At 34.2% G+C, this 22,594-nt stretch carries 19 protein-coding genes and 2 pseudogenes; 5 read left to right on the top strand and 16 right to left on the bottom strand.

What is annotated here, in order from left to right; genetic code table 11:
• Positions 1–96 precede the first annotated feature (96 nt).
• Positions 97–294: a hypothetical protein gene (locus KPL75_RS26455; protein ID WP_002147815.1), complete on the top strand. Its 198-nt coding sequence runs from the start codon at positions 97–99 to the stop codon at positions 292–294.
• Positions 295–732: 438 nt separating this feature from the next.
• Here the strand turns inward: KPL75_RS26455 and KPL75_RS26450 are convergent, their stop codons facing one another.
• The 13 genes and pseudogenes from KPL75_RS26450 to KPL75_RS26390 form a co-directional block, all read right to left on the bottom strand.
• Positions 733–2,673, bottom strand: a complete 1,941-nt coding sequence (locus KPL75_RS26450) for an AMP-binding protein (RefSeq protein WP_219918553.1) — start codon at positions 2,671–2,673, stop codon at positions 733–735.
• A 49-nt stretch (positions 2,674–2,722) separates the two neighbouring features.
• Complete coding sequence (locus KPL75_RS26445) at positions 2,723–4,264, bottom strand: acyl-CoA carboxylase subunit beta (protein ID WP_219918551.1); 1,542 nt, start codon at positions 4,262–4,264, stop codon at positions 2,723–2,725.
• Positions 4,265–4,266: 2 nt separating this feature from the next.
• On the bottom strand, positions 4,267–5,055 hold the full coding sequence (locus KPL75_RS26440) for an enoyl-CoA hydratase (protein WP_219918549.1): 789 nt from the start codon (positions 5,053–5,055) through the stop codon (positions 4,267–4,269).
• 4 nt (positions 5,056–5,059) lie between these two features.
• Positions 5,060–5,971 (bottom strand): hydroxymethylglutaryl-CoA lyase, encoded by a 912-nt coding sequence (gene mvaB, locus KPL75_RS26435; protein ID WP_219918547.1) that lies wholly within the window; start codon positions 5,969–5,971, stop codon positions 5,060–5,062.
• Between the two features lie 21 nt (positions 5,972–5,992).
• Complete coding sequence (locus KPL75_RS26430) at positions 5,993–6,208, bottom strand: acetyl-CoA carboxylase biotin carboxyl carrier protein subunit (RefSeq protein ID WP_001987345.1); 216 nt, start codon at positions 6,206–6,208, stop codon at positions 5,993–5,995.
• Positions 6,209–6,234: 26 nt separating this feature from the next.
• Positions 6,235–7,572 (bottom strand): acetyl-CoA carboxylase biotin carboxylase subunit, encoded by a 1,338-nt coding sequence (locus KPL75_RS26425; RefSeq protein ID WP_219918545.1) that lies wholly within the window; start codon positions 7,570–7,572, stop codon positions 6,235–6,237.
• A gap of 15 nt (positions 7,573–7,587) precedes the next feature.
• Positions 7,588–8,733, bottom strand: coding sequence for an acyl-CoA dehydrogenase (locus KPL75_RS26420; protein ID WP_219918543.1), 1,146 nt, complete (start codon positions 8,731–8,733; stop codon positions 7,588–7,590).
• A gap of 216 nt (positions 8,734–8,949) precedes the next feature.
• A pseudogene (locus tag KPL75_RS26415) lies at positions 8,950–9,877 on the bottom strand (YbgA family protein).
• A gap of 4 nt (positions 9,878–9,881) precedes the next feature.
• Positions 9,882–10,535: a TetR/AcrR family transcriptional regulator gene (locus KPL75_RS26410; RefSeq protein ID WP_219918541.1), complete on the bottom strand. Its 654-nt coding sequence runs from the start codon at positions 10,533–10,535 to the stop codon at positions 9,882–9,884.
• A gap of 24 nt (positions 10,536–10,559) precedes the next feature.
• Positions 10,560–11,579 carry an ABC transporter permease gene (locus tag KPL75_RS26405; RefSeq protein ID WP_219918539.1) on the bottom strand — a complete coding sequence of 340 codons (1,020 nt, stop codon included), beginning with the start codon at positions 11,577–11,579 and terminating at the stop codon, positions 10,560–10,562.
• Entirely contained in the window at positions 11,576–12,301 is a 726-nt protein-coding gene (locus KPL75_RS26400) for an ABC transporter ATP-binding protein (RefSeq protein ID WP_219918537.1), read from the bottom strand. The genes KPL75_RS26405 and KPL75_RS26400 overlap by 4 nt, the downstream gene beginning before the upstream one ends.
• Before the next feature lie 180 nt (positions 12,302–12,481).
• Positions 12,482–12,733 (bottom strand): hypothetical protein, encoded by a 252-nt coding sequence (locus tag KPL75_RS26395; protein WP_219918535.1) that lies wholly within the window; start codon positions 12,731–12,733, stop codon positions 12,482–12,484.
• Positions 12,734–12,949: 216 nt separating this feature from the next.
• Positions 12,950–13,792 (bottom strand): metallophosphoesterase, encoded by an 843-nt coding sequence (locus tag KPL75_RS26390; RefSeq protein WP_219918533.1) that lies wholly within the window; start codon positions 13,790–13,792, stop codon positions 12,950–12,952.
• 655 nt (positions 13,793–14,447) lie between these two features.
• Between KPL75_RS26390 and KPL75_RS26385 the strand changes: the two genes are divergently transcribed.
• Together KPL75_RS26385 and KPL75_RS26380 are read left to right on the top strand one after the other, a co-directional pair.
• A complete protein-coding gene (locus KPL75_RS26385; RefSeq protein WP_219918531.1) occupies positions 14,448–14,996 on the top strand; it encodes a methyltransferase in 549 nt (182 codons plus the stop codon).
• Between the two features lie 421 nt (positions 14,997–15,417).
• Positions 15,418–16,832, top strand: a pseudogene (locus KPL75_RS26380) (phosphatidylinositol-specific phospholipase C).
• A 153-nt stretch (positions 16,833–16,985) separates the two neighbouring features.
• Here the strand turns inward: KPL75_RS26380 and KPL75_RS26375 are convergent.
• Both KPL75_RS26375 and KPL75_RS26370 read right to left on the bottom strand, forming a co-directional pair.
• Complete coding sequence (locus tag KPL75_RS26375; RefSeq protein WP_219918529.1) at positions 16,986–18,362, bottom strand: lytic polysaccharide monooxygenase; 1,377 nt, start codon at positions 18,360–18,362, stop codon at positions 16,986–16,988.
• 288 nt (positions 18,363–18,650) lie between these two features.
• Complete coding sequence (locus KPL75_RS26370; RefSeq protein ID WP_219918527.1) at positions 18,651–19,226, bottom strand: TetR/AcrR family transcriptional regulator; 576 nt, start codon at positions 19,224–19,226, stop codon at positions 18,651–18,653.
• Positions 19,227–19,373: 147 nt separating this feature from the next.
• Between KPL75_RS26370 and KPL75_RS26365 the strand changes: the two genes are divergently transcribed.
• Positions 19,374–20,501, top strand: a complete 1,128-nt coding sequence (locus KPL75_RS26365; protein ID WP_219918525.1) for an alpha/beta fold hydrolase — start codon at positions 19,374–19,376, stop codon at positions 20,499–20,501.
• A gap of 211 nt (positions 20,502–20,712) precedes the next feature.
• Here the strand turns inward: KPL75_RS26365 and KPL75_RS26360 are convergent, their stop codons facing one another.
• Positions 20,713–21,006 (bottom strand): ArsR/SmtB family transcription factor, encoded by a 294-nt coding sequence (locus KPL75_RS26360; protein WP_016095356.1) that lies wholly within the window; start codon positions 21,004–21,006, stop codon positions 20,713–20,715.
• Positions 21,007–21,463: 457 nt separating this feature from the next.
• Here KPL75_RS26360 and KPL75_RS26355 point away from each other — a divergent pair, with 457 nt between their 5' ends.
• Positions 21,464–21,787: a hypothetical protein gene (locus KPL75_RS26355; RefSeq protein WP_219918523.1), complete on the top strand. Its 324-nt coding sequence runs from the start codon at positions 21,464–21,466 to the stop codon at positions 21,785–21,787.
• Positions 21,788–22,594: the final 807 nt, after the last annotated feature.

Here is a 22,594-nt window from a genome sequence, read left to right as displayed (position 1 = left end):
TTGTGTATATAATTCCATTCAAAGATACATAATACCCACGTAACTATTTAAAAACACTTCATTTTTATATCTAAGTCCAAAAAGGAGCTACATAACATGGATAAAAAAGATTTATTAAGTCAACAACTTGATCATGTGTCATTAGATGCGCTGAATACTCCTAGTAAGGCCCAAGAGCAAATGCAAGAAACATCTCAGGAGGCAGATGATTCAAACAAAAAGGACAGTACTCAAGCTTTACATGGCGAAGATTCACCAATTTCAGATGTATATAGAACAACGAACAAACAGTAAATTTAAAAGGGAAAAATCTTAAGAATGAGTGAACTTAATCCTTTTCCCTTTTCCTATTTAAATAACACTTTTATATGAAAACCGTACACATTTTTGACACATCCACTATCGCAATCTCCTGAAAATTCGTGATAATATTAATTTGTCGAATACGCCAAATTTCGACATTGCACGACAATAATATCTCCCTTAGTGAATCCCTGTCCCCCAGGGATTTCTCCTTTTATTCATTACTTTTCACTTCACTAAATTTTTACCCTTAACAAAATTCAATCACTCCAATAAATAGACAGCCACAGTATCCTATTTTGATAAAAACTAAAAACATACATACTTAACACTAATAGTAGATTTTTTAACTTCAAATTTACTTTTTCCCTCTTATCTTTTTGTAAACATTAAAAATGAGCTCTATTTACATAGAGCTCATTCGTAATTTTATAGTTTGCTAGACTGCAGTCCTTGAATAAAGGGTACTACTTCAGGATTTACAAGTGATGATAAATCTCCTAATTCTTTTCCTAAGTAAGCTGCTTTAATGACACGTCGCATCACTTTAGAATTTCTTGTTTTTGGTAAATCTTCTACAACATGTATGTCTTTTGGACATAAAGCTTTACCAATATGAGAGTTTACTAAACTCATTAATTCTTTCTTTAACTCTCCAGAGAATGTTATACCGTCTCGTAATACAACAAAACAATGACAAACTTCACCTTTTATATCATCCGGTATACCAATTGCCGCTGCTTCTATTACATCATTATGTTTCACAAGAATAGATTCATATTCAGCAGGCCCAATACGTTTTCCAGCAATGTTTAACGTATCATCTGAACGTCCTGTAATGATATATTGCTCACCGTCATAAATAACCCAATCCCCATGGACCCATTTATTTTCAAAGCGTGACCAATATGTGTTTACATAACGCTCATCATCTTCCCAAAAACTTTTCGTCATACCTACCCAAGGCTTTTCCAAGCATAATTCTCCAACTTCATCACGAATCGGTTTACCTTGATCATCAAGTACAACCGCTGCCATTCCTGGTAAAGATGCATTAAAACTAATCGGTGCTATTGGCTTAATAAGAACATTACCGAAAATCCCACCAGAAATTTCAGTTCCACCTGAATAGTTACAAATTGGGACCTTTCCTTTTCCAACTGTTTCAAACAGCCACATCCACGGATCTGGATTCCAAGGTTCTCCTGTTGACGCGAATACTTCTAAACTTTTTAAAGAATGTTTATTCACATACTCATCACCTTTTGCCATTAATGCACGGATTAACGTTGGCGAAATACCGAGATGAGTAATTTCATATTTATCAACTGTCTCCCATAAACGGTCTGCTTCTGGAAAGTCTGGGACACCTTCGTACATAACCATCGTTGCTCCATTAATTAAAGAGCCGAATAATAAAAATGGTCCCATCATCCAGCCCATATCAGTTACCCATAATACGCGGTCGCTTTGTTTTATATTCATTCCAAATCCTGCATCAAATGCAGATTTTAGCGGGAAACCAGCATGTGTGTGTACTGTTCCTTTCGGCTTACCAGTCGTTCCTGATGTATAAATGAGCATTAAGGGATCATCACTATGCATTTCTTCAGCATGTATGAATGGTTTTTCTTTTTCTAACGTACTCCATGAAAAATCGTAATTATGCGGTGTAAAATCATTTCCTGCATGACGAACAATTACAACTTTTTCAACAGTTGGACAATGTTCACAAGCTTTATCTACTTCATCTTTTAAAGAAACAATTTTCCCACGGCGTGAAAAGCCATCTGCGGTAATAATCATTTTTGAACCCGCTGCTTGTACACGCGTCATTACTGCATCAGCAGCAAAACCTGAGAATATTGGTGAAATAATCGCTCCAATTTTCATTACTGCTAACATAGCAACAACTGTTTCAGGAATCATTGGCATGTAAATTGTTACACGATCACCTTTTTCAATACCAGCATGTTTCAAACCGTTGGCAACACGGCTTACCCAGCTGTCAAGCTCTTCATATGTAAATGATTTCGAAGTTCCATTTTCTCCTTCATACATGAGTGCTACTTGTATTTTCATTTTATCGTCTGCAAGCCAGCGGGATAAAGCAGATTCTACAACGTTACAAGTGCCCCCAGTGTACCACTGTGCAAACGGTGTACCATTTTCTAAATCTAACACTTCTGTATATGGTTCCATCCACTGATAGCCAACTGTTTTCTCAGCTTCTCCCCAAAACCAAGCTGTTTCTTCAATTGACTTATTATAAAAAGCTTCGTAATCTTCATAACCTAATGATTTCATCCAACTAAATAATCGCGTTTTTTCTTTATACTCTTCTGTTGGAAACCAAACTGCTTGTTTCAATACTTTCCCCTCCTTGACTTTTTGAGCAAGAAAGCCCTAAATAGGGCTTTTAAACTGGATATACAGGATGTTTACGATCCGTGAATACTTGATATTTGCTCATATACATTTCGAATCGTCCTTTTAGCTCTTCACGTAAATTATTTGGATGAACAATACCATCAATCACCATCTCTGATGCTAAACGGTAAATATCAATATCTTTCTTATACTCTTCTCGCTTTTCAGCAATAAAGCTTGCGCGCTCTTCTTCTGGTAAAGCTGCAATCTTATTTGCATATACAGCATTAACCGCTGCTTCTGGACCCATTACTGCAATAGAAGCTGTCGGTAATGCTAAGCAGCAATCTGGTTCAAATGCTGGACCTGCCATTGCATATAAGCCAGCTCCATATGCTTTTCGAACGACGATAGAAATTTTCGGTACAGTTGCTTCACTCATTGCAGAGATCATTTTTGCGCCGTGACGAATAATACCAGCACGTTCTACTTTTGTACCAATCATAAATCCAGGTACATCTGCAAGGAATAATAATGGAATATGGTATGCATCGCATAAATTTATAAACTTCGCTGCTTTATCAGCTGAATCGTGGAATAATACGCCGCCCTTCATACGCGGCTGATTTGCAATAATACCAATTGACTTACCATCAATACGTGCTAAACCAGTAATTAGTTCTTGAGCAAATAATTTTTTCACTTCAAAGAAAGAACCTTCATCAATAATTCTGTTAATGAGATCTTTCATATTGAAAGGAGCATTTTGATTTTCTGGAATGATTTCTTCTAACGTTTTATCGAACTGTTTCGGTTCTTGAGGTGTAGCCGTAGGAGTCTTTTCTAAATAGTTGCTTGGAAAATAAGAAATATATTGTCTTGCCTGAGTAATTGCATCTTCTTCTGTTTTACATAAAACATCTCCGCATCCTGATACTGAGCAATGCATACGTGCTCCGCCCATTTCTTCTAAAGTTACCTTCTCACCGATAACCATTTCAGCCATACGAGGAGACCCTAAATACATAGAAGCATTTCCTTCAACCATCATAACAACATCACAAAATGCCGGAATATACGCACCACCAGCTGCAGAAGGTCCAAATAATAAACAAATTTGTGGAATCTTACCGGATAATTTTACTTGGTTATAAAAGATTCTTCCCGCACCGCGGCGCCCAGGGAACATTTCAACTTGATCTGTAATACGTGCCCCAGCAGAGTCAACTAAATAAAATAACGGCACACGTAATTTCTCAGCCGTTTCTTGAATACGTAAAATCTTTTCAACCGTACGTGCCCCCCATGATCCAGCCTTAACTGTTGAATCATTTGCCATTACGCAAGCAGTACGACCATGAATTTTACCAGTTGCAGTTACAACACCGTCAGCTGGTAATCCTGTTTGTTCACAATTTGCGAATAATGCATCTTCCACATATTCGCCATTATCAAATAGAAGAGCTAAACGATCTCGAACAAATAGTTTTCCTTTTGCTTTGTTTTGTTCATGATATTTCGGTGCCCCGCCCTGCTTAATTGTTTCAACTCGTTCTTCAAATGAATTAGATTGTTGTTTTTGGTCTAACATATTTACTCCCCCTTATACATAGGTTTGCGTTTTTCCTTAAATGCCTGTAATCCTTCTAATCTATCTTCCGTATGGATTACACCCTCATACGCCTGTTTTTCCATTTGCAATCCGGTATGTAAATCTACTTGAATACCATTTGAAATTGCTTCTTTTGCTAATCGAACAGCAATTGGACCATTACTAGCAATTTGATTTGCAATTTCAATTGCTTTCTCTTCTAGTAAATCAGCCGGTACTACGAATTCTACTAAACCATACTCTTTCGCTTCTTGCGCCGAAATACGTCTTCCTGTATAAATTAATTCTTTCGCTCTACCAACTCCAATTAATCTAGGTAAGCGCTGCGTACCACCCGCTCCAGGTATAATTGCAAGAGAAGTTTCAGTTAGACCTAGACTTGCAGTGTCAGAAGCAATTCTAAAATCACAAGCTAAGCTTAATTCAGTACCCCCACCAAGTGCGATTCCATTTATAGCAGCAATTACTGGTTGTGGTAATTGTTCAACCATCTCCATAGTAGAACGAATCATACCAACAGCATGGCGAACTTGTTCTTCATTCATGTTGGCACGCTCTTTTAAATCAGCACCCGCACAAAACGCTTTTTCGCCAGCCCCTGTTAAAATAACAACGCGCGTATTTGATTCTTCGTTTATTTGAGTTAATTTTGTTTGTAATTCTTCTAATAATGCCAAAGATAATGAGTTTGCTTGTCTTTCACGATTTAACGAAATCTTTACAACGTGCGGTGTAACATAGTCAACGGAAATGTTTTGTAATTGTAGCATCTTCTCACCTACTTATCGTTTTATGTTGAAGCGCTCTATACACATGACTCGGTAATTGGATATTTAACTTACTTTGAATAAATTGACTAGCCCTCAATAACTTTTCTTCGTCTATATTTGTTTGGACTCCCAACTTATGGAGCATATGCACTAAGTCATCAGTTGCAACATTACCCGATGCTCCCGGTGCATAAGGGCACCCTCCAAGACCGCCACAAGAACTATCAAAAGTTGTAATACCATATTCTAAAGACTTAACTACATTTGCAAGTGCCATTCCATACGTATTATGGAAATGCATTGCAAACTGCGAAGCATCATACTTCTTTAATAGGTGCTCCAATACTTGCTCTACTTGTAACGGATTTGCTACACCAATCGTATCCCCAAGAGAGATTTCATAAATGCCATATGAAAATAGTTGATTACATATTTCGTCAACTGCTGTGGCACTTATATCACCTTCATAAGGACAACCAAATACGGTAGAGACATAACCTCTTACTTTTTTTCCTTCGAACGTTGCCTGTTTCGTTATATCTTCAATTACAGCTAATGCTTCTTTAATTGATTTATTAATATTACTTTTATTATGAGATTCACTTGCTGATAAAAAAACATTCACCTCATCTACATTTTGCAAAAAAGCTCGTTCCAAACCATTTTGATTCGGAACAAGCGCTGCATATGTAACATTTGGATCCCTTTTTAGCTCAGAAAATACATCATTTGCATCTGCTAATGCAGGAACCCATTTAGGGTGAACGAATGAGGAAACTTCAACGTACGACAATCCCGCTTCTGTAAGTAGTTGAATCCATTTTACTTTATCTTTTGTGCCAACAATCTTTTTTTCATTCTGTAAGCCATCGCGTGGCCCGACTTCTTTAATGACAGCAAAATTAGGTAGTTTCAATTCGTTTCCCCCTATATATCCCTATTCAATTTCTAGTAATACATCTCCTTCATTTACAAAATCGCCTTCTTGAACGTTTATTTTCATTACAGTTCCGGCTTCTTCTGAAATGATTGGAATTTCCATTTTCATAGATTCCAAAATGACGACATCCTGCTCTTCCTCTACTGTATCTCCTACTCCTACAACAATTTTCCAAACGTTTCCTGCCATCGATGCATATACTTTCGTCATCATTTTTTCCCCCTTAGTAATGTTAAATCTTATTTTTTAACAAGTTGTTTCGTTACAAAACCGGTTGTATAAATACCACTTTTGAATACATCATCTTCCAATACTTGCAGTAGCATTGGCGTATTCGTTTTAATACCTTCTACTTTTAATTCTTCTAAAGCATCATGTAATTTCGAAATTGCCTCTTCACGAGTCACACCATGAGCAATAACTTTTGCAATCATTGGATCATAGAAAGGTGTGATTGTTACATTATTTTCTAAAAAGTGATCGATACGTACACTTTTTGGTAACGTTAAATCTGTAATTTTCCCAGGTGATGGGAAGAATGTTTTCGGATCTTCTGCATAAATACGAGCCTCAATGGCATGACCACTACGTTTTACATCATCCTGTGTAAATGAGAGTTTCTCACCATACGCAATAAGGAGTTGTTGTTCAACAAGATCTAATCCAGTAATTTCTTCCGTAACTGGATGTTCTACTTGTAATCTCGTATTCATTTCTAAGAAATAGAAGTTTTTCTGATCATCTACAAGAAATTCAACTGTACCTGCATTTGTATAACCAAGTGCTTTAGCAGCTTGTACAGCAACTTCTCCCATAGCTTTTCGTGTACCTTCATCTAAAAATGGTGAAGGTGCTTCTTCAATTACTTTTTGATTTCGGCGCTGCACTGAACATTCGCGTTCCCATAAATACACTGTGTTACCATGTGTATCTGCTAAAAGTTGAATTTCAATATGATGTGCATCTGCAATATAGCGCTCTAGGTACATTTCTCCATTACCGAAGAAATTTTGTGCTCTTGTTTTGTTACTTTCAAATGCTTTGGTGAGCGTTTGCTCAGTTTCCATCAACTGCATTCCAATGCCTCCGCCGCCTGCGGATGCCTTAAGCATTAATGGATAACCAATTTGTTTTGCAATTTCAATTGCTTCTTCAGCAGTCTCAATATTTGTAGTAATACCTGGAACTACTGGTACATCTGCTGCTTGCATTGCTATACGTGACTCAATTTTACTTCCCATCTTAGTAATGATTTCTTCTGAAGGACCGATAAATACGATTCCTTCTTCTTTACAGCGAATCGGAAAAGATGGATTCTCTGATAATAATCCGTAGCCAGGATGGATTGCCTCAGCATTTGTCTTCTTAGCTATCTCAATAATTTTTTCAAGGTTTAAATAGCTTTCTTGGACTCGTGGGCCACCTACTAAGTAAGCTTCATTTGCCATTTTTACATGAAGGGCATTTTCATCAGCCTCAGAATAAATAGCAACGGTACGAATTCCAAGTTTTTGACAAGTTTTCATAATTCGAACTGCGATTTCCCCGCGATTAGCAATTAATATTTTTTGAAACATAGTGATTCCTCCTTTTTATCTACATCCTAAATGTCTTGCAATTACGAGACGTTGAATTTCAGAAGTTCCTTCACCAATTTCTAAAAGTTTTGCATCACGAATATGTCGTTCAACTTCATATTCACGCATATAGCCATATCCACCATGAATTTGTACTGCATGATTTGCTATACGACTTGCAGCTTCAGATGCAAACAATTTTGCCATAGCCGCTTCTTTACCGAAAGGTTTATCGTTATCTTTTAGCCAAGCTGCCTTATGTACTAAATTACGCGCTAACTCTACTTCAGTCGCCATATCCGCTAATTTAAATTGAATCGCTTGGAAATTAGAAATTGCTTTTCCAAATTGTTGACGTTCTTTCGCATATTGCAATGCACGTTCAAATGCAGATTGTGCAATACCTACTGCTAATGCTGCGATTGAAATACGACCTCCATCAAGTGTATATAAGAATTGTTTAAATCCTTTATTAACATCACCAAGAATATTTTCTTTCGGTACACGCACACCATCAAGTACGATTTCACAAGTATTAGAAGCGCGAACACCCATCTTATCGTAAGGACTTGAAATCGTTAATCCTTCACTTGTAGTCGGTACGATAAATGCAGAAATACGTTTTTTACCATTCCCTTCAACACCATTGATAGCGGTTACAATAATTGTATTTGCATACTCTGCGTTTGTAATCCAGCACTTTTCACCACTAATTACATACTCATCGCCATCTAATACCGCTTTCGTTTGTGTGCCTCCTGCATCTGATCCAGCGTTTGGCTCTGTTAATCCGAAAGCACCTAACGTTTTACCTGATGCCATTGGAACTAAATATTTTTGTTTTTGTTCTTCTGTACCGAAATAATAAATTGGAGAAGCACCTAATGAAATTGTTGCAGCGTAGCTTAATCCTGTACCACCACAAGCACGACCAATTTCTTCAACTGCTAACGCGTACGATACTGTATCGCCACCTGAACCTCCATACTCTTCTGGGAATGGGATGCCTAATAATCCTAGTTCGCCCATTTTTTGAAATGTTTCATATGGAAACTCTGCAGTTTTGTCATAATACACAGCTTTCGGCGCGATTTCCTTTTCAGCAAAGTCACGTACCATTTCTTTAATCATTTGTTTTTCGCGAGTTAGAGTAAATTCCATTCCGCTACACACCCCTTATCGAATATTGAGTTTCGACAGCGTACGAGTTTCTACTACAAACATTACTTCTTAAAAGACAAAAATATTAGTTAGACAATTGCTACAATTCTGTCACAACTTAATTTTAAAACAGATTCTGTACTAATGCACAAAAAAATTCCTACATTGTTCTACAACAACATAGGAGTTTTCGTGTCGAATTATGTAATTTTTTGTTTAATAATCTCTAACTTTTCCCGAATCAGAAATTTCTACTAGCCCTTCAGGGTATGGCTCAAAATATGTTTGTCTTAATAAATACTTTTCATCAAATCGAATGACCCATGATTTTAAAATTGTAAGCAAACTACTAAGTGGTATTTTCTTTTCTGCATACTTTTGTATCAGTTCTAGAAAATAATCTTTTTCTTGTTTTTTTAGCTTTGTTTTAAAATATCCGAAAATGTGCTCACATACATTTACATTCGATGTATAGCGGGGCGCGTGCATGAATAATTCATATAAAGTCTTCTCATAGTTATCAAATACAACTTCAATCGTTTCATTTTTTTGATTTGCAATAATACGCCCTAATTCTTTTTGTTTCACCTTATTATATGCCATAAATAAATACTTATAATCTGATTGAAACGCTACGAGTTTTTTCATATTTTTAGTATGTTTAATCATTTTGTAATGCGCGATTGTAAACAATCTTGTAAAGAAATGCTCTCTAATAATAAAATTCGACAATCCACCTTCTTCTTCAATTGGAAGATGCGAAAATTTTTTATTACTGCTCCGCCAAATAATCCAGTTCCTTTTTCAAAACTAGAATAGATTTTCACATCACGAGTTCCACAACTTGGCGAACGATTCTTCAAAATAAAACCGTCAACTTCAGGTAATGTTTGTAAAAACTCATTTGAAAATTGCTCCATTTTTCCAGTTACGTCTTCTCGTGTTGACGGTTGCACAAGCCTATTCGTGCCATTTTTTTCTATGACTCGTATCGTATTTCTACTTCAGGACATACTGGTATAAATGTAACATATGGCTTTAAATTTCGAATTATTATATCTGGAACTCTCTCTCCATTATACCTACAGGCATCAAATTCTAAGCATTTACTTACCACAATTTTAGGTTTAGCAAATTGTCGCATCACATTACCTCCGTGGCGTCAGTCCATACAATATAAATTGAATCGTATTTTCAATTTCCACTTCATCGTCCCATTTCTCTTCAGGCAATAATAAAAACCGCGTTAAAAGAAATCCTAATACAGCTGATAAAGTAAGACGTAATACGGAAGATGGTGGCATTTCAATAATTTCCCCTTCTTCTTGAAACTTTACAATCAATTTTTTAAAATGTGAAAGTAGTTCTGTTTCTACTAATTGCTGTATTTCACTTTTTAGTTCTGGTTGAAATGGTACTTCTTGAATTAATATTTTTATCATTGGAAAATGCTTTTTTGCAAATTCAAATCTATTATGTATTACTACTCTTAAAAGTTCTTCATACGATTCATAATTAGTTTTAAATATTTCTTTTGCAAAAGCTTGTACGAAAAATGGTGCGGCGAACTTCGTTAAAGTTGGCATTACGACCGCTAACAATAAATCTTTTTTTGTTTTATAGTAGCGGAAGATTGTTCCTTCCGCTACACCAGCTCGCTTTGCAATTTCACTTGTTGAGGTTGAAGCGTATCCTTTTTCTCCAAACATATCAACAGCTGCCTCTAATATACGCATTTGACGTTCATTTTTTTTATCAGTATTTGTTGCAGCAATCAATTCCTCAAGCCAATCCTTCTTCATTTATAAAGCTCCTTTTTGTCGTCATTATATTTTACGATGTTTCTTTAAAGCAAATACATTTCCTACTGCAAATAGTAGCGAAAAAAGAAGTAATACAGTTAGATCTACCGCAATCTCTTTAAACCCTTGATTTCGAATCATCACTTGTCTCATTGCATCAGCACCATACGTGAGGGGAAATAATTTCCCTAACATTTGTAACCACTTATTCATAGATTCAATTGGAAACAACCCAGAAAAGAAGACTTGTGGTACGATAACAAGCGGTATAAATTGAATCATTTGAAATTCATTATTTGCGTATGCCGATAAAAATGTGCCTAATGTTAGTGCAGTTAAAGATAGCATACACGTAATAAGTAGCGTTAGCCATATTGAGCCAGCTACATATAAATCTAAAATATAAACTGAAAAACTTACGATAATGATAGATTGTATAAATGCAAAGATTCCAAAACCAATAATATATCCTACAACTATTTCCCACCTTCTCACAGGTGTGGACAATAATCTCTCCAATGTACCACTTAAACGTTCTCTTACAAAAGATACTCCTGACAATATGAATACAAAGAAAAATGTAAAGAAACCGATTAATACGGGACCCAGCCCATCAAACATCGTAAAGTCTTTAGATCCATGTAAATAATTAATTTCAGGCTTCATAATTGATACATCGTTTTTCTCTGTACTTTTTTGCAATACTTGAAGTACAGCACGATTTTTTGATGAATCACTACCTTCTAACAGAAGATTCATTTTTCCATTCTCTAAATGAATTACTGCATCTACCTTTTGCTTTTCTAATTCCGAAATTGCTTTCTCTTTACTATATTCGTAAATTGATGCTTCTTGATTCTTCATAGCCTTTACTATAGGAGCAGGCACATCTACTACAGCAATATGCGGTATATAGTCTTTTTGTGTGAAGACTAGAGACAATAACCAAAGCAATAGCATTGGTGCCCCAAACATCATTGCTAAAGAACGTTTATCTCGAAAAAATTGACGAATGATACGGATAATTACACCATTAACTCTCATGATTCAATCACTCCTTCTAACAAAAAGACATCTTCAATTCGTCCAGATGATGTTTGTTTTTTCAATTCCTCGGGTGTGCCAATTGCGACTAAATTCCCTTCTCTTATTAACCCTAGACGTTCGCAAAACTCAGCTTCATCCATAATGTGCGTCGTTACAATAATAGTTGTGCCTTTCTTTTTAAGGTCATAAAACTTCTCCCAAATTGATTTTCGAAGAAGCGGATCTATCCCAACTGTTGGCTCATCTAAAATTAATATTTCTGGTTCATGAAGGAGTGCTATCGCCAATGATAAACGTTTTTTCATTCCACCTGAAAAATGCTGTACTTGCATTTTCATATGCTCTGATAATTGCACAAGTTCAAAAACTGCTACGATTCTCTCTTTCTTACGCTTACCTTTTAACCCATACATCGTTGCAATAAAATCTGCATTTTCATATGCCGATAGTTCTTCGTATAATGCATCAGCCTGAGCCATATAACCAATTCTTTTCATTTCATTTAGATTAGGCATGTTTGTATTAAAAACAATTACATCCCCTGTAGTTGACTCATTAATACCTGCAATCATTTTAATGAGTGTTGTTTTCCCTGATCCGGAAGGTCCAACCAAGCCAAAAATTTCTGCTTTTTCTACTTGTAGCGAAAGGTTATGCAAAACTTCTTTTTTCCCAAAACTTTTTGATACATCTCGTAAAATAATTGAAGGTTGCTGCACTAAAAATCCCCCTTTTCTTTAAAATGAGTGAGTACTCACTTTTATTTTACTCTCGAGTTATTATATGTCAAACTTTTCAAATAAATTTTTCTGTTATTTACTAAAACAATGAAACAGAGTCGACATTAGAATATCTTTCTTAAAGTCGACTCTGTTTCATTGTAAATTATTCGATTTTTGTTATGTTTTTAAATTTAAATACCTTCTAATTCTAGCAACATCTAAAGAATATTCGATAACTATTTGCTGTATTGGCAATATAACCGTTTCCGGATATAAATGTGCATATTGTAACGTTTCTGCATACTTTTCCAACCGTTTTTCTAAATACTTTACAATTTGCTCAGGATGACTTACTAATAAAGACGTACTATAATAATGAATTTGCTCCTCGATCGCCATATATTCTTCAATTTCAAATTCTTTATGCATTTGTACACCCCTTTATATTTTTAATATCGTTTAATAATAACTATTTTAACTCGACTAATTTTTAAGTTTTTTGATTATTTACACTATAACAAACTCAATAGGTCAAATTTTGTTACTTTATGTAACGTTGAAAAATTTTAACAAAATTGTAATGGAAACTTGTACTGAAGAAAAACTCCCTTTACATTATTCCCCTGAACAAAAAAGCCGTACAGATTAATTTAACTGCACGACTACAATCTCAGGTCTATTAAAAATTCTTTGCGGAATGATACTATTGCCTAATCCTCTACTAACTATCATAGACGTATTTTGTTTTTCATATAAACCCGCTGTATATTTAGGCAGTATTCCTTGATTAGGAGCAACTAATCCCCCGATAAAAGGTAACCGAACTTGTCCCCCATGTGCATGACCCGATAAAACTAAATCTACTTTCTCGTCAGCATACACCTCTAAAAATTCAGGCCTATGAGATAGTAATACCTTAAAACCGTCTGAATTCATTCCATCTTTAGCTTGCCTAATCCCACTTTTAACAATATGTTCTTCATCACAATTTCCACTAGTAAATTCTGGATCATCAATACCTAGCAAATTTATTTCTTGCCCATCTTTTTGAATGCTTACATGCTCATTTCTTAAAACGGTAACATGGTGTTTCTTTAATTCTTTTTCTAAACTGTTATATTTTCCTGACCATTTTTCATGATTTCCTGTCACAAAATATACCGTATATTCCTTTGCAAGTTCTCGTATTACTTGCATGCTAATTTCTGCATCGTACGATTTACTGTCTATTAAATCACCCGTAATAGCAATAATATCTGGATTTATGCTTTTTACTTTTTGAATTAAAACGTCTTGATTATCACCAAATTTTTTATTATGTAAATCTGAAATTTGTAGAATTTTATACCCTTTAAAAGAGGAGGGAATTTTACTAGAGGTTATTTTAACCTCAGTTATACTAATTAAATTATTCTGTAAATATAAAAAGATACTAATGCCTACTAATGTACCAATAAATAATATGATTCTTTTAGTCTTCTTGCTCATATTTCCTCCTAAAATCTTGATAAGTACTAAAATTCACAATAAATATTCCGTGTCCTTCGCATTCAGAATAACTGAAATTTTTTAATTGATTTGTAGTATTTTTTATAGTTTTATACGCCACTAATAAATTTTTTCAATCTCATTCGTATTAGCTCATTCGCTATAAAGTGGAGCTCTGATATCCTAAGTGTCGTGCATGAGTGTATGGTATCCTGCTCATTTTTTAGTGAATTTATAGCAAATCACTGGAAGCTCTTCATCATATTATCATTTATCTTACTTAGTTTGATAACGATATAATGATAATTCCTATAGTTATTTATAAAAAAATTGTGTACTTTTCTCGAAGTATATACGACATTTGCTTACAAATATATTATTACCACTACGATTTTAATTTGTTTAAAACATACATAGAGAGAATTGAAACACTAAATTACCTTATGAAAAGTTATTACTGTATCTTTTATTAGAAAATTAAAAAAACGTGTGTAGATAGATATCATTGTAAATGCATATATAATTGATTTTAATTTTCTGACATGTTTTCACATAATTTTTAAACCAATTTTTTGTGTACATTATGAAATAAAATAATGCACCGTGTCAGTCTTTAAAAGATTATATATCATAACTTAAAAGGAGGAAGAAAACTATGAAGAAGAAAAGAAAAGTCATTATGACGACTGCACTTGCAGCTACATTAGCTACAGGTGCACTACCTACTACATCGGTGTTTGCTGCTGAAAAAGAGGCTCAAATGAATATTCAACCATTTGCACAAAATAATTTGGAAACAGCGGTTAACGCTGCCTTAAATGGTCCAGAAGTCAAAAAAATAAAAGTATTTGAGCATGAGTTTAATGTAAAAGAAATAGAAGTAGTAAATCTAGGTGCAGGGAAAAAATATGTTAAAGGACAAATTTCTCATCATTTAAGTTTTCGTCCAGATGATCAATTTTATTATGAGTTTACAGTGCAAGATGGAAAGGTAATAGATAAGCCTGTATTTAATATTGATAGAGGTGGTTGGACACCATTTGCTGCTCCACTTTTATCAATTCTTGCTGCGTATAATGGGATTCCAGTTAATCCAAATGATTTAAATGCACTTGGTCAACAGATTGGAAAAGTGATAGATGGAAGCTGGGAACATGCAGCCCAATCTATCGCAACTGTAGTTAGTTTAAGTTTTAATGAGTAGAATTTCTTAATTTTTGTTAGCCTAACAGAGGCTCATTTTTCGTAAGTAACCTTGTTATAAAAATTCTGAAGTAGCTATAAATAGATTTTTACCACTCAGTCACATTATCTTGATTTGTTAACCACCTTATCATTCATTATATGTCACAAAATAGAAGTCTTTTTTAAGACTTCTGTTTTGTTTGTATACAGTACAGCGGAAAGTTTGTTTTTTACCTATCTATGCTTCAATTCTTTAAGGATCCGTTTGACTATTAAATACAATTTATTACAACAAACTATTAAAATCTCAAGTAACTTCCTACCCTATTTTGATTTTTTTCAAACACAAAAATTCATTACTTTAAGAATGAAAACAATAGATATAGTAAAAAATCATCTTGTTTTATTATATCTATTGTTTAAAAGTCAGGAAAGATAAAATGAACAAAATAAAAATGAGGAATTTTTTAAAAATCAGTATCCTTACTTGTTTTACACTAGCAAGTTTAAGTACACCATCTACTATTTTTGCTGATAGTCATCCAGGTTATTCCTATGAATCCAATATAGGCTATCAAAACCCAGCATGGATGTCGAAAGTAGCAGATTCAACAAAATTGAGTGAAATATCTATTCCAGGGACTCACGGTACAATGGCTTTACATGGAGCAAGTTTTCTTGATGAAAATTTGACAAGAAATCAAACTATGAGTCTACCACAACAATTAAATTCCGGAATTCGATATGTAGATATGCGTGTTAAACGTGTAAAAGATTCTTTTGCAATGTACCATGGGATTGTAAATCAAAAAGCAATGTTTGAAGATGTATTAAAAGAGGCAATTCAATTTTTAAAAGATCATCCCACAGAAACAATTTTAATGCGCTTAAAAGAAGAAACTACTCTGAAAGTGGCTCACTATCATTTGAGGAAATACTTAATAAATACAAAGACCTTAATTCTTCCTATTTTTGGGATCCGAGTTCTGTACCAACTTCAAAAAGAAATAATCCTACTCTAGGAGACATCCGAGGGAAAATTGTAATCTTACAAAAATTTACAGCCTCTCAGCAATATGGTATTAATTACGATAGCTTAAATATACAAGATACATTTGAAATTGAAAATGGACCAGACGGAATATATGAAAAATGGAATGCGGTGAAAACCCACCTTCAAAATGCAAATAATAATTTTAACAATGATAAAATCTATCTTAACCATTTTAGTGGCACAGGTGGTGCTGCTGCATTATTAAATAATGTTTATCCTTGGTTTGTTGCAAGTGGTAAAGAGAGCAGAAATACTGATAGTAACCCCAAAATGATTCAAAAAGCTACAACTAATGCATGGGAAGATTTCCCTCGTGATATAAATGGTCAAGTATTTTATGGTAGAATGAATACACTTGAAACTGAGTTCTTACAACAAGGTGGAATTAAACATACTGGTATCATTGCAGCTGATTTTCCTGGACCAGGTTTAATTGATAGTATCATTAAATTAAATGGTATATATTCGAATGAAAAAGAAATATTAATTTCGCAAATTTCTTCCGAATCTAGTCCTTTATCTGGTCAAAAAAATCGATCCAGTCAAAACTTTAAAATTGATAGTTTACCTGTAGGTACCAAGGAATTAAAATGGATTATTGAGCCTTCAGAAAAAGATCATCCTTCTACTATTTCTTTCAATGTAATGATTGATGTTTCCCTAGGTACAGATTCTATTCGTTGGAAAAATATTTCACATGGATCTAGGACTGAAGCTTACACGAATACTAAATATTATATTGCAAGTCCCATTGGTGCCACTAACAAATTTACAGTGAAAATATACGCTATTACAAATTAGAAAATAAAAAATCCCAATGGTATTCCTTTTTGATGGAATACCATTGGGATTCTTTAATGATTTCATTTCGTATGTATTGGGATGGAGATTAAAAATTGCACCCCTGTTCCGGTATTGCACATAGAATAAGTGATAGCTAACCTTTTCCACTTATCATTTATTTAAAACTGGCTTCCAAAGCGATAGTGCAAAAATCCAATTTGGATCGCCGTTCCCTTGATAACTTTGAACCGCTTCATACACTTTTCCCTCATGCACTACTCTATCACCTTTATTGTATGCTTTTCTTGCATCCCATTTTTCATAAGTAGAGTCCTCTAGCTTTGTTGTTACAGCTAAAACATTACTTCTACTAGATTCATTTCCAGCTAAATCAACCGCCGTAATTACATATTTATACGATGTATTTGCCTTTAAATTTTTATCCATAAAGGATGTATTATCCGTTGTCCCAATTTTATTCATAACCCCAGCGTTTTCTCTATATACAACATAATGGTCAACACCTACATTATCTTCAGACGGACTCCACATCAAATCAACAGTTGTTGCCGTTGTACCCATACTATGTAATCCTTTAGGTTGAGTCGGAGCCTCTACATCTGGAATTTCATTTGATGTCTTAATCTTTAGTTTTTCACTTTCTTTTGATATGTTTCCAGCAGCGTCTAATGCCTTTATTGTATACGTGTATTCCGTATCTGCTGTTAGTTTTTTATCAGTAAAAGATGTACCTGGTACTGTATCAACTACTTTTCCATTACGCAACACCTGATATTCCTTTACTCCTACATTATCAGTAGAGGCCTTCCATGTTAGTTCGATACTATGAGAAGAAATTTTAGATGCGTTTAATCCAGTTGGTTGACTTGGTTCAACTGTATCGGGAATTTCATTATTTACCAAATTCACGTCAATTACGTTATAAAACGCATTTGATGTATCTGCTACATCCCATACAGCTAAAATAACATGATAACCATTACGATCTGTTGGTACATTTATTGTATGTGTTAAATTATTTGATGCTGCTGAACCATCATGATTTACAGTTCCAATAGGCTCTAATTCTGAGCGTGTTAATGGTTTATTGGGATCCCAACCCTTTTTAGTAATGTAATAATGCCATTTACTTGTAAGATGTGCCGCTGTATATTTCCATGTAAATGTATTTTCTCCACCATTAATTATGTTTTTGAACCAACGATTTGATGTCTGTTGGTCCAAACTGCCCCCAAACAGTCCTCCAGCTGATGCAATCTTCCCATCAATTGGTCCACCTTCAGGAAATCCTTTCGGAGCCTCTAAGCTTTGGGGTTCGTACATTATATTTCCGCAATTTAAATTTAACGCTCCATAATTCTGACTACATAAAGCAGCACGGCTACCTGGTTTTTCAACAAACCCATGTGCATATGCATTCTGAGGAATCATTGTAATTGCCGTCACTCCTGCAGCTAAAACACAAGCACCAATTCCTTTTTTACTTTTTCTTAATCTTTCTAATTTAGATGTTAATTTCAAGTTCATTCTTGTCCCCCCAATATATTGTTTATGCTAATATAATAGCAATATAGGGATAAACGAACAAATCACCTACTAATATATTAATAGTTCAATAACATAAACACATTTAGTTTATTTATTAACCTGATATGGGGCTAAATTAAGCAAATTAATTCTATTTTGTAACATTATGTAGTAAAGAGTTTATAAAAAACCAATAAAGATTCACAAAAAATCCAAATATCGATTACTTAATTTTTTACAACCACACCCCATACGATAACTACATTATTAAGCAGGTTTCATGATTTATTACATTCTCTCGCCACCTGACAAAATCAGATCAAAAACAAATCTCTGCATATTATCGATTAGTTTAACCACATCTGGATTTTTATCGTTGCTCAGCGACCAATTAATTGACACCATTGCGTTTGCTGTATACAACTGAGCTATAAAGTCAATCGGCACACTTACTTCCACTTGCTGCTCTTTCAAATAGGAATAACAGGCATTATATAAAATAGATTCTAACTCTAAACGTAAATCCGCTGAGGGAACATGTACATGGAGTAAAGTAGCAACCTCTTTTTTTCGCGCTGAGACCTTATCGGTTATCATATTGATAACTTGAGCCACATTTCCATTCTCTATCGATGCGAAACGTAATTCAATTTCTTCCTTGAACCAGCAGACATTATTTTGCACTAATTTTTCCAAAAGATCATATTTATCTGCAAAATGGCTGTAAAATGTGGACTTACTCACCAAAGCATGTATGCAAATATCTTTCGTTGTAATTCGCCCAAACTCTTTTTCGTTCAAGAGGGTAATAAGTGTATTAGAAATATTTTTCTTCGTTTTATAAACGCGAACATCCTCTCCCATTAATAATCAATCTCCTTCCCAAAGTTGCTTATCAAACCATTTATATCCTTATGGTTCGATTTCGTACTTCTTACCCTTTCCTGCTTGTTGTTTCTTTAATATACTTCTCTTATCCTTACCTTGTAGTCAAATATAAGGAGGGATTTTATGTTTAAACAGTATGTAAACAACGAACAGTTCAATTTGCAAATTAACCGTTTTTTCAATGATTTCTATCAAGATGATGAGCGGGTAAATCAGGATTTGCAAGCCATCATCCCAAGACTTACGGACACGGACGGCTGGCATAACACTTGGATAGAATATGCAGCGATGCGGGAGCGCCATAAAGACTTCGATCTGGCTTCGGTTTATTATCAAGCTGCCGAGTTTTATATGGAATCATCCGATCCAAAAAAAGAAAAAGTGTACCAAAAATACCGTGAAACTTTTTATAAGGGCTTTCATGACTTTGAGTATGAAACCTATCAAATTCCGTATGAAGATTCCTATCTTCCTGCGATCAAAATCATGAAACCAGGCGCATATAACACACTACTTTTCTTTGGAGGCTACGATTCCTACATGGAGGAAATGATGAAAATGATGAACTACCTCCAAGGAATCAATTATAATATTATAGTGTTTGATGGGCCTGGACAAGGAACAGCACTGAAAACTGGCTTGAAATTCATCCACAACTGGGAGAAGCCCGTTTCCACAGTCATTGACTATTTCAAACTTGACCGTGTTAGTATTCTCGGAGCTTCTTGGGGCGGCTACTTGGCAATGCGTGCCGCCGCTTTTGAAAAACGAATCAACAAAGTCATCGCCTTTAATATTTTTTATAGTGGCCTTGATGCACTTAAAATGCGTATGCCGGATAATATTTGGAATAAATTGACCACACTTCTGGCTACTAATGAAGCTGACAAAATTAATACCATGTTTAAACAAATGATGGCCACCAGCATCGACCTGAACTGGAAAATTAAAAAGGGTATGGAAAATACAGGTGAAAAGACGCCATTCAACTTACTTAAAAACTTTGAAAAGCATACGATGGCAGGAATCGGTCAGTTCATAAATCAAGAAGTATTGCTCCTGGCTGGTGAAGATGATCAGTACGTTCCAATTAGCCGATTATCGCAAATCGAAATGGAGCTATGTAATGCAGCCTCCATCACTTCTGTAGTTTTCACTAAGGAAACTGGCGGTGAGCAACATTGTCAGGCCGGTCATCGTCACTTAGCTTTTGATGAAATTAAAAGATTTTTGCGACATAAATTATATTGAGAAATATGAAGCGTTTTAGCACTTTCAAAATTTTTCTTTTACTAGAACATTAGAACATGGTGACACTCTTCTCCTTCTTATAGTGTTCATGGTGACCATCGTGTCACTCCTCAAAAAGACTGATATTATTTTCATAAAAGAAATCCCCCACGTATTTGTGGGGGATTATTCTGCGTTTTACTTATAATGAAATGTGTGAAGTTTTGTTTATTTACAAACCTAAAATTCCAACAATCTGACTCGCCTTTAGATTAGTAATATAATAGTACATCTCCAAGCCTTTTCTTTCAGCCTTTAGCACCTTACCTCTCATTTTCGATAAATGTTGAGAAACAGTGGATTGTGGGATTTTTAAAAGCTCCGTCAATTGTGTAACATTACATTTTTTATACTGAATTAACTCGTTTATAATTTGCAATCGGACTGGATGTGCCATAATTTTTAACATGTCTACATCCTCTTCAGTTATTACACTCTTTTTCATTTCACTTTTACACATTGTCATAAGAAATTCTCCTTTATTATCCGTGCATTTCCACACGTCTTTTAGTTAGAAGTATATTCTAACTTTATTACAGTTTAATATATTTATATTTAGATATATTGAATTTTATATTTTTAATACTACAATTCCAAAAACATCTTACAAACATATTGTACAATCTCAATATGTGATTCGTATGAACTTAATATATATTTTACATGAATTTTATATAGTAAATCTCACTTCACTATGGAGACACTGTTGGAACTTTACTTCAATAACTCTGTAGTAAACTTATAAACAACTAAAAGAGGACACACCTATGGCATATGTATGCATAGATGTGTCCTTTTGCAAGATGAATTTTAGAGTATTAACTTTCTTTCATCCTATCGTATAAGATAACTATTTAAATTTTAATATATATATTATAGAATAGGAACACTCGCTACATTTATGTATGAAAGGATTTTTAGAAATGGACTTATTGCAAATAAAGAAAATGGAAAATTTAATTTGGACGATTAAACATAGTAGTGACCTCTCAAAAAGATTTTACATGATAAAATTCTTTGATAGAGAAAATACAATTAAGCCCATTGAAACGTTAGAATTTGGAAATAGAAATATAGATAAATTTGAATGGATATTTATTAATATATTTCCAAGGGCAGTAACAACTTATGTCCCTTCAACTGGAAGGAAACCTGATGAATCACTAATAGATACAACTAGAGAAAACAGTAAAGAATTACTTATCTTACAAGGAATACGAACCTACACCAAGTTTTGGTCATGTTAACCCCCACCCTTCTATAGCAGCAAATATAATTTTGCATAAAATGCGGGTTTTTGAGTTAAGGTGAATTCTATATGTAAATTCTTCTGAGAGTTTCATTCACATTGTATTGTTCATTATTTCAAGAACAAGGAGTTTTTTATAATATACGATATATCAATTTTTAAAATGTATGCTTATATTTATTTCTTTAGGCATTTTATTTTCTTAAGAGCATCCACGCAAATACATGCTCTTAAGAAAATAAAAGTAGTACGCAAAAGATTGAATGAATATTAAATAAAACAATTTGGATCTGGAACTTACCTTACACTTTGTTTTATGTACATAAAAGAAGAGTAGAATATCCTTTTTTATTTTTATATTTGCCTACTAACACTTCAAACAATCTAGGGCGTTAAGTAGTGAATAGTTCAATCTAAGGGAATTATTTTAGTCTCTACTAATTTAGCAGAAAATTCAGTGCCACCTTTAACCTTTCTAAATTCTAGATGATTAAATCCTTGATTAGCGCCTCATCGGTTGAATCAAAAAGGGTATGCACTTTAATACACTTAGTCCAACAAACGTAAATATTGCTCCTACCAAATCAAACAAATAAATTTGAGTAGTAGCCCCCTATTTATTGCACTAATTATAACTAGAGCTAGCCCTTTCCTTTTCTTTAAATTCCTACTTTAACTAAATCATACGGATGTTAAGTGATCTGAGTTCGTTTTATAATGGGGAAAATTTCCACCTTTTCTAAACAACTTATTATATTATTTTTATCTAATAAGACACAGAAACAAATTAAAAAACCTTAGTTCT

It is taken from the genome of Bacillus sp. NP247 (genome assembly GCF_018966865.1).
Classification (GTDB): Bacteria; Bacillota; Bacilli; order Bacillales; family Bacillaceae_G; genus Bacillus_A.
The sequence above is the reverse complement of the archived record's forward strand: the minus strand, read 5'-3'. Positions and strand labels throughout refer to the sequence as shown.

What these genes read in the sequence shown, in the direction of transcription:
- KPL75_RS26390 (WP_219918533.1), bottom strand. Translation starts at nt 13,792, where the DNA reads ATGAGCAAGAAGACTAAAAGAATCATATTATTTATTGGTACATTAGTA.
- KPL75_RS26355 (WP_219918523.1), top strand. Translation starts at nt 21,464, where the DNA reads ATGGACTTATTGCAAATAAAGAAAATGGAAAATTTAATTTGGACGATT.
- KPL75_RS26445 (WP_219918551.1), bottom strand. Translation starts at nt 4,264, where the DNA reads ATGTTAGACCAAAAACAACAATCTAATTCATTTGAAGAACGAGTTGAA.
- KPL75_RS26365 (WP_219918525.1), top strand. Translation starts at nt 19,374, where the DNA reads ATGTTTAAACAGTATGTAAACAACGAACAGTTCAATTTGCAAATTAAC.
- KPL75_RS26375 (WP_219918529.1), bottom strand. Translation starts at nt 18,362, where the DNA reads ATGAACTTGAAATTAACATCTAAATTAGAAAGATTAAGAAAAAGTAAA.
- KPL75_RS26395 (WP_219918535.1), bottom strand. Translation starts at nt 12,733, where the DNA reads ATGCATAAAGAATTTGAAATTGAAGAATATATGGCGATCGAGGAGCAA.
- KPL75_RS26420 (WP_219918543.1), bottom strand. Translation starts at nt 8,733, where the DNA reads ATGGAATTTACTCTAACTCGCGAAAAACAAATGATTAAAGAAATGGTA.
- KPL75_RS26455 (WP_002147815.1), top strand. Translation starts at nt 97, where the DNA reads ATGGATAAAAAAGATTTATTAAGTCAACAACTTGATCATGTGTCATTA.
- KPL75_RS26360 (WP_016095356.1), bottom strand. Translation starts at nt 21,006, where the DNA reads ATGACAATGTGTAAAAGTGAAATGAAAAAGAGTGTAATAACTGAAGAG.
- KPL75_RS26440 (WP_219918549.1), bottom strand. Translation starts at nt 5,055, where the DNA reads ATGCTACAATTACAAAACATTTCCGTTGACTATGTTACACCGCACGTT.
- KPL75_RS26410 (WP_219918541.1), bottom strand. Translation starts at nt 10,535, where the DNA reads ATGAAGAAGGATTGGCTTGAGGAATTGATTGCTGCAACAAATACTGAT.
- KPL75_RS26385 (WP_219918531.1), top strand. Translation starts at nt 14,448, where the DNA reads ATGAAGAAGAAAAGAAAAGTCATTATGACGACTGCACTTGCAGCTACA.
- KPL75_RS26430 (WP_001987345.1), bottom strand. Translation starts at nt 6,208, where the DNA reads ATGATGACGAAAGTATATGCATCGATGGCAGGAAACGTTTGGAAAATT.
- KPL75_RS26370 (WP_219918527.1), bottom strand. Translation starts at nt 19,226, where the DNA reads ATGGGAGAGGATGTTCGCGTTTATAAAACGAAGAAAAATATTTCTAAT.
- KPL75_RS26405 (WP_219918539.1), bottom strand. Translation starts at nt 11,579, where the DNA reads ATGAGAGTTAATGGTGTAATTATCCGTATCATTCGTCAATTTTTTCGA.
- KPL75_RS26425 (WP_219918545.1), bottom strand. Translation starts at nt 7,572, where the DNA reads ATGTTTCAAAAAATATTAATTGCTAATCGCGGGGAAATCGCAGTTCGA.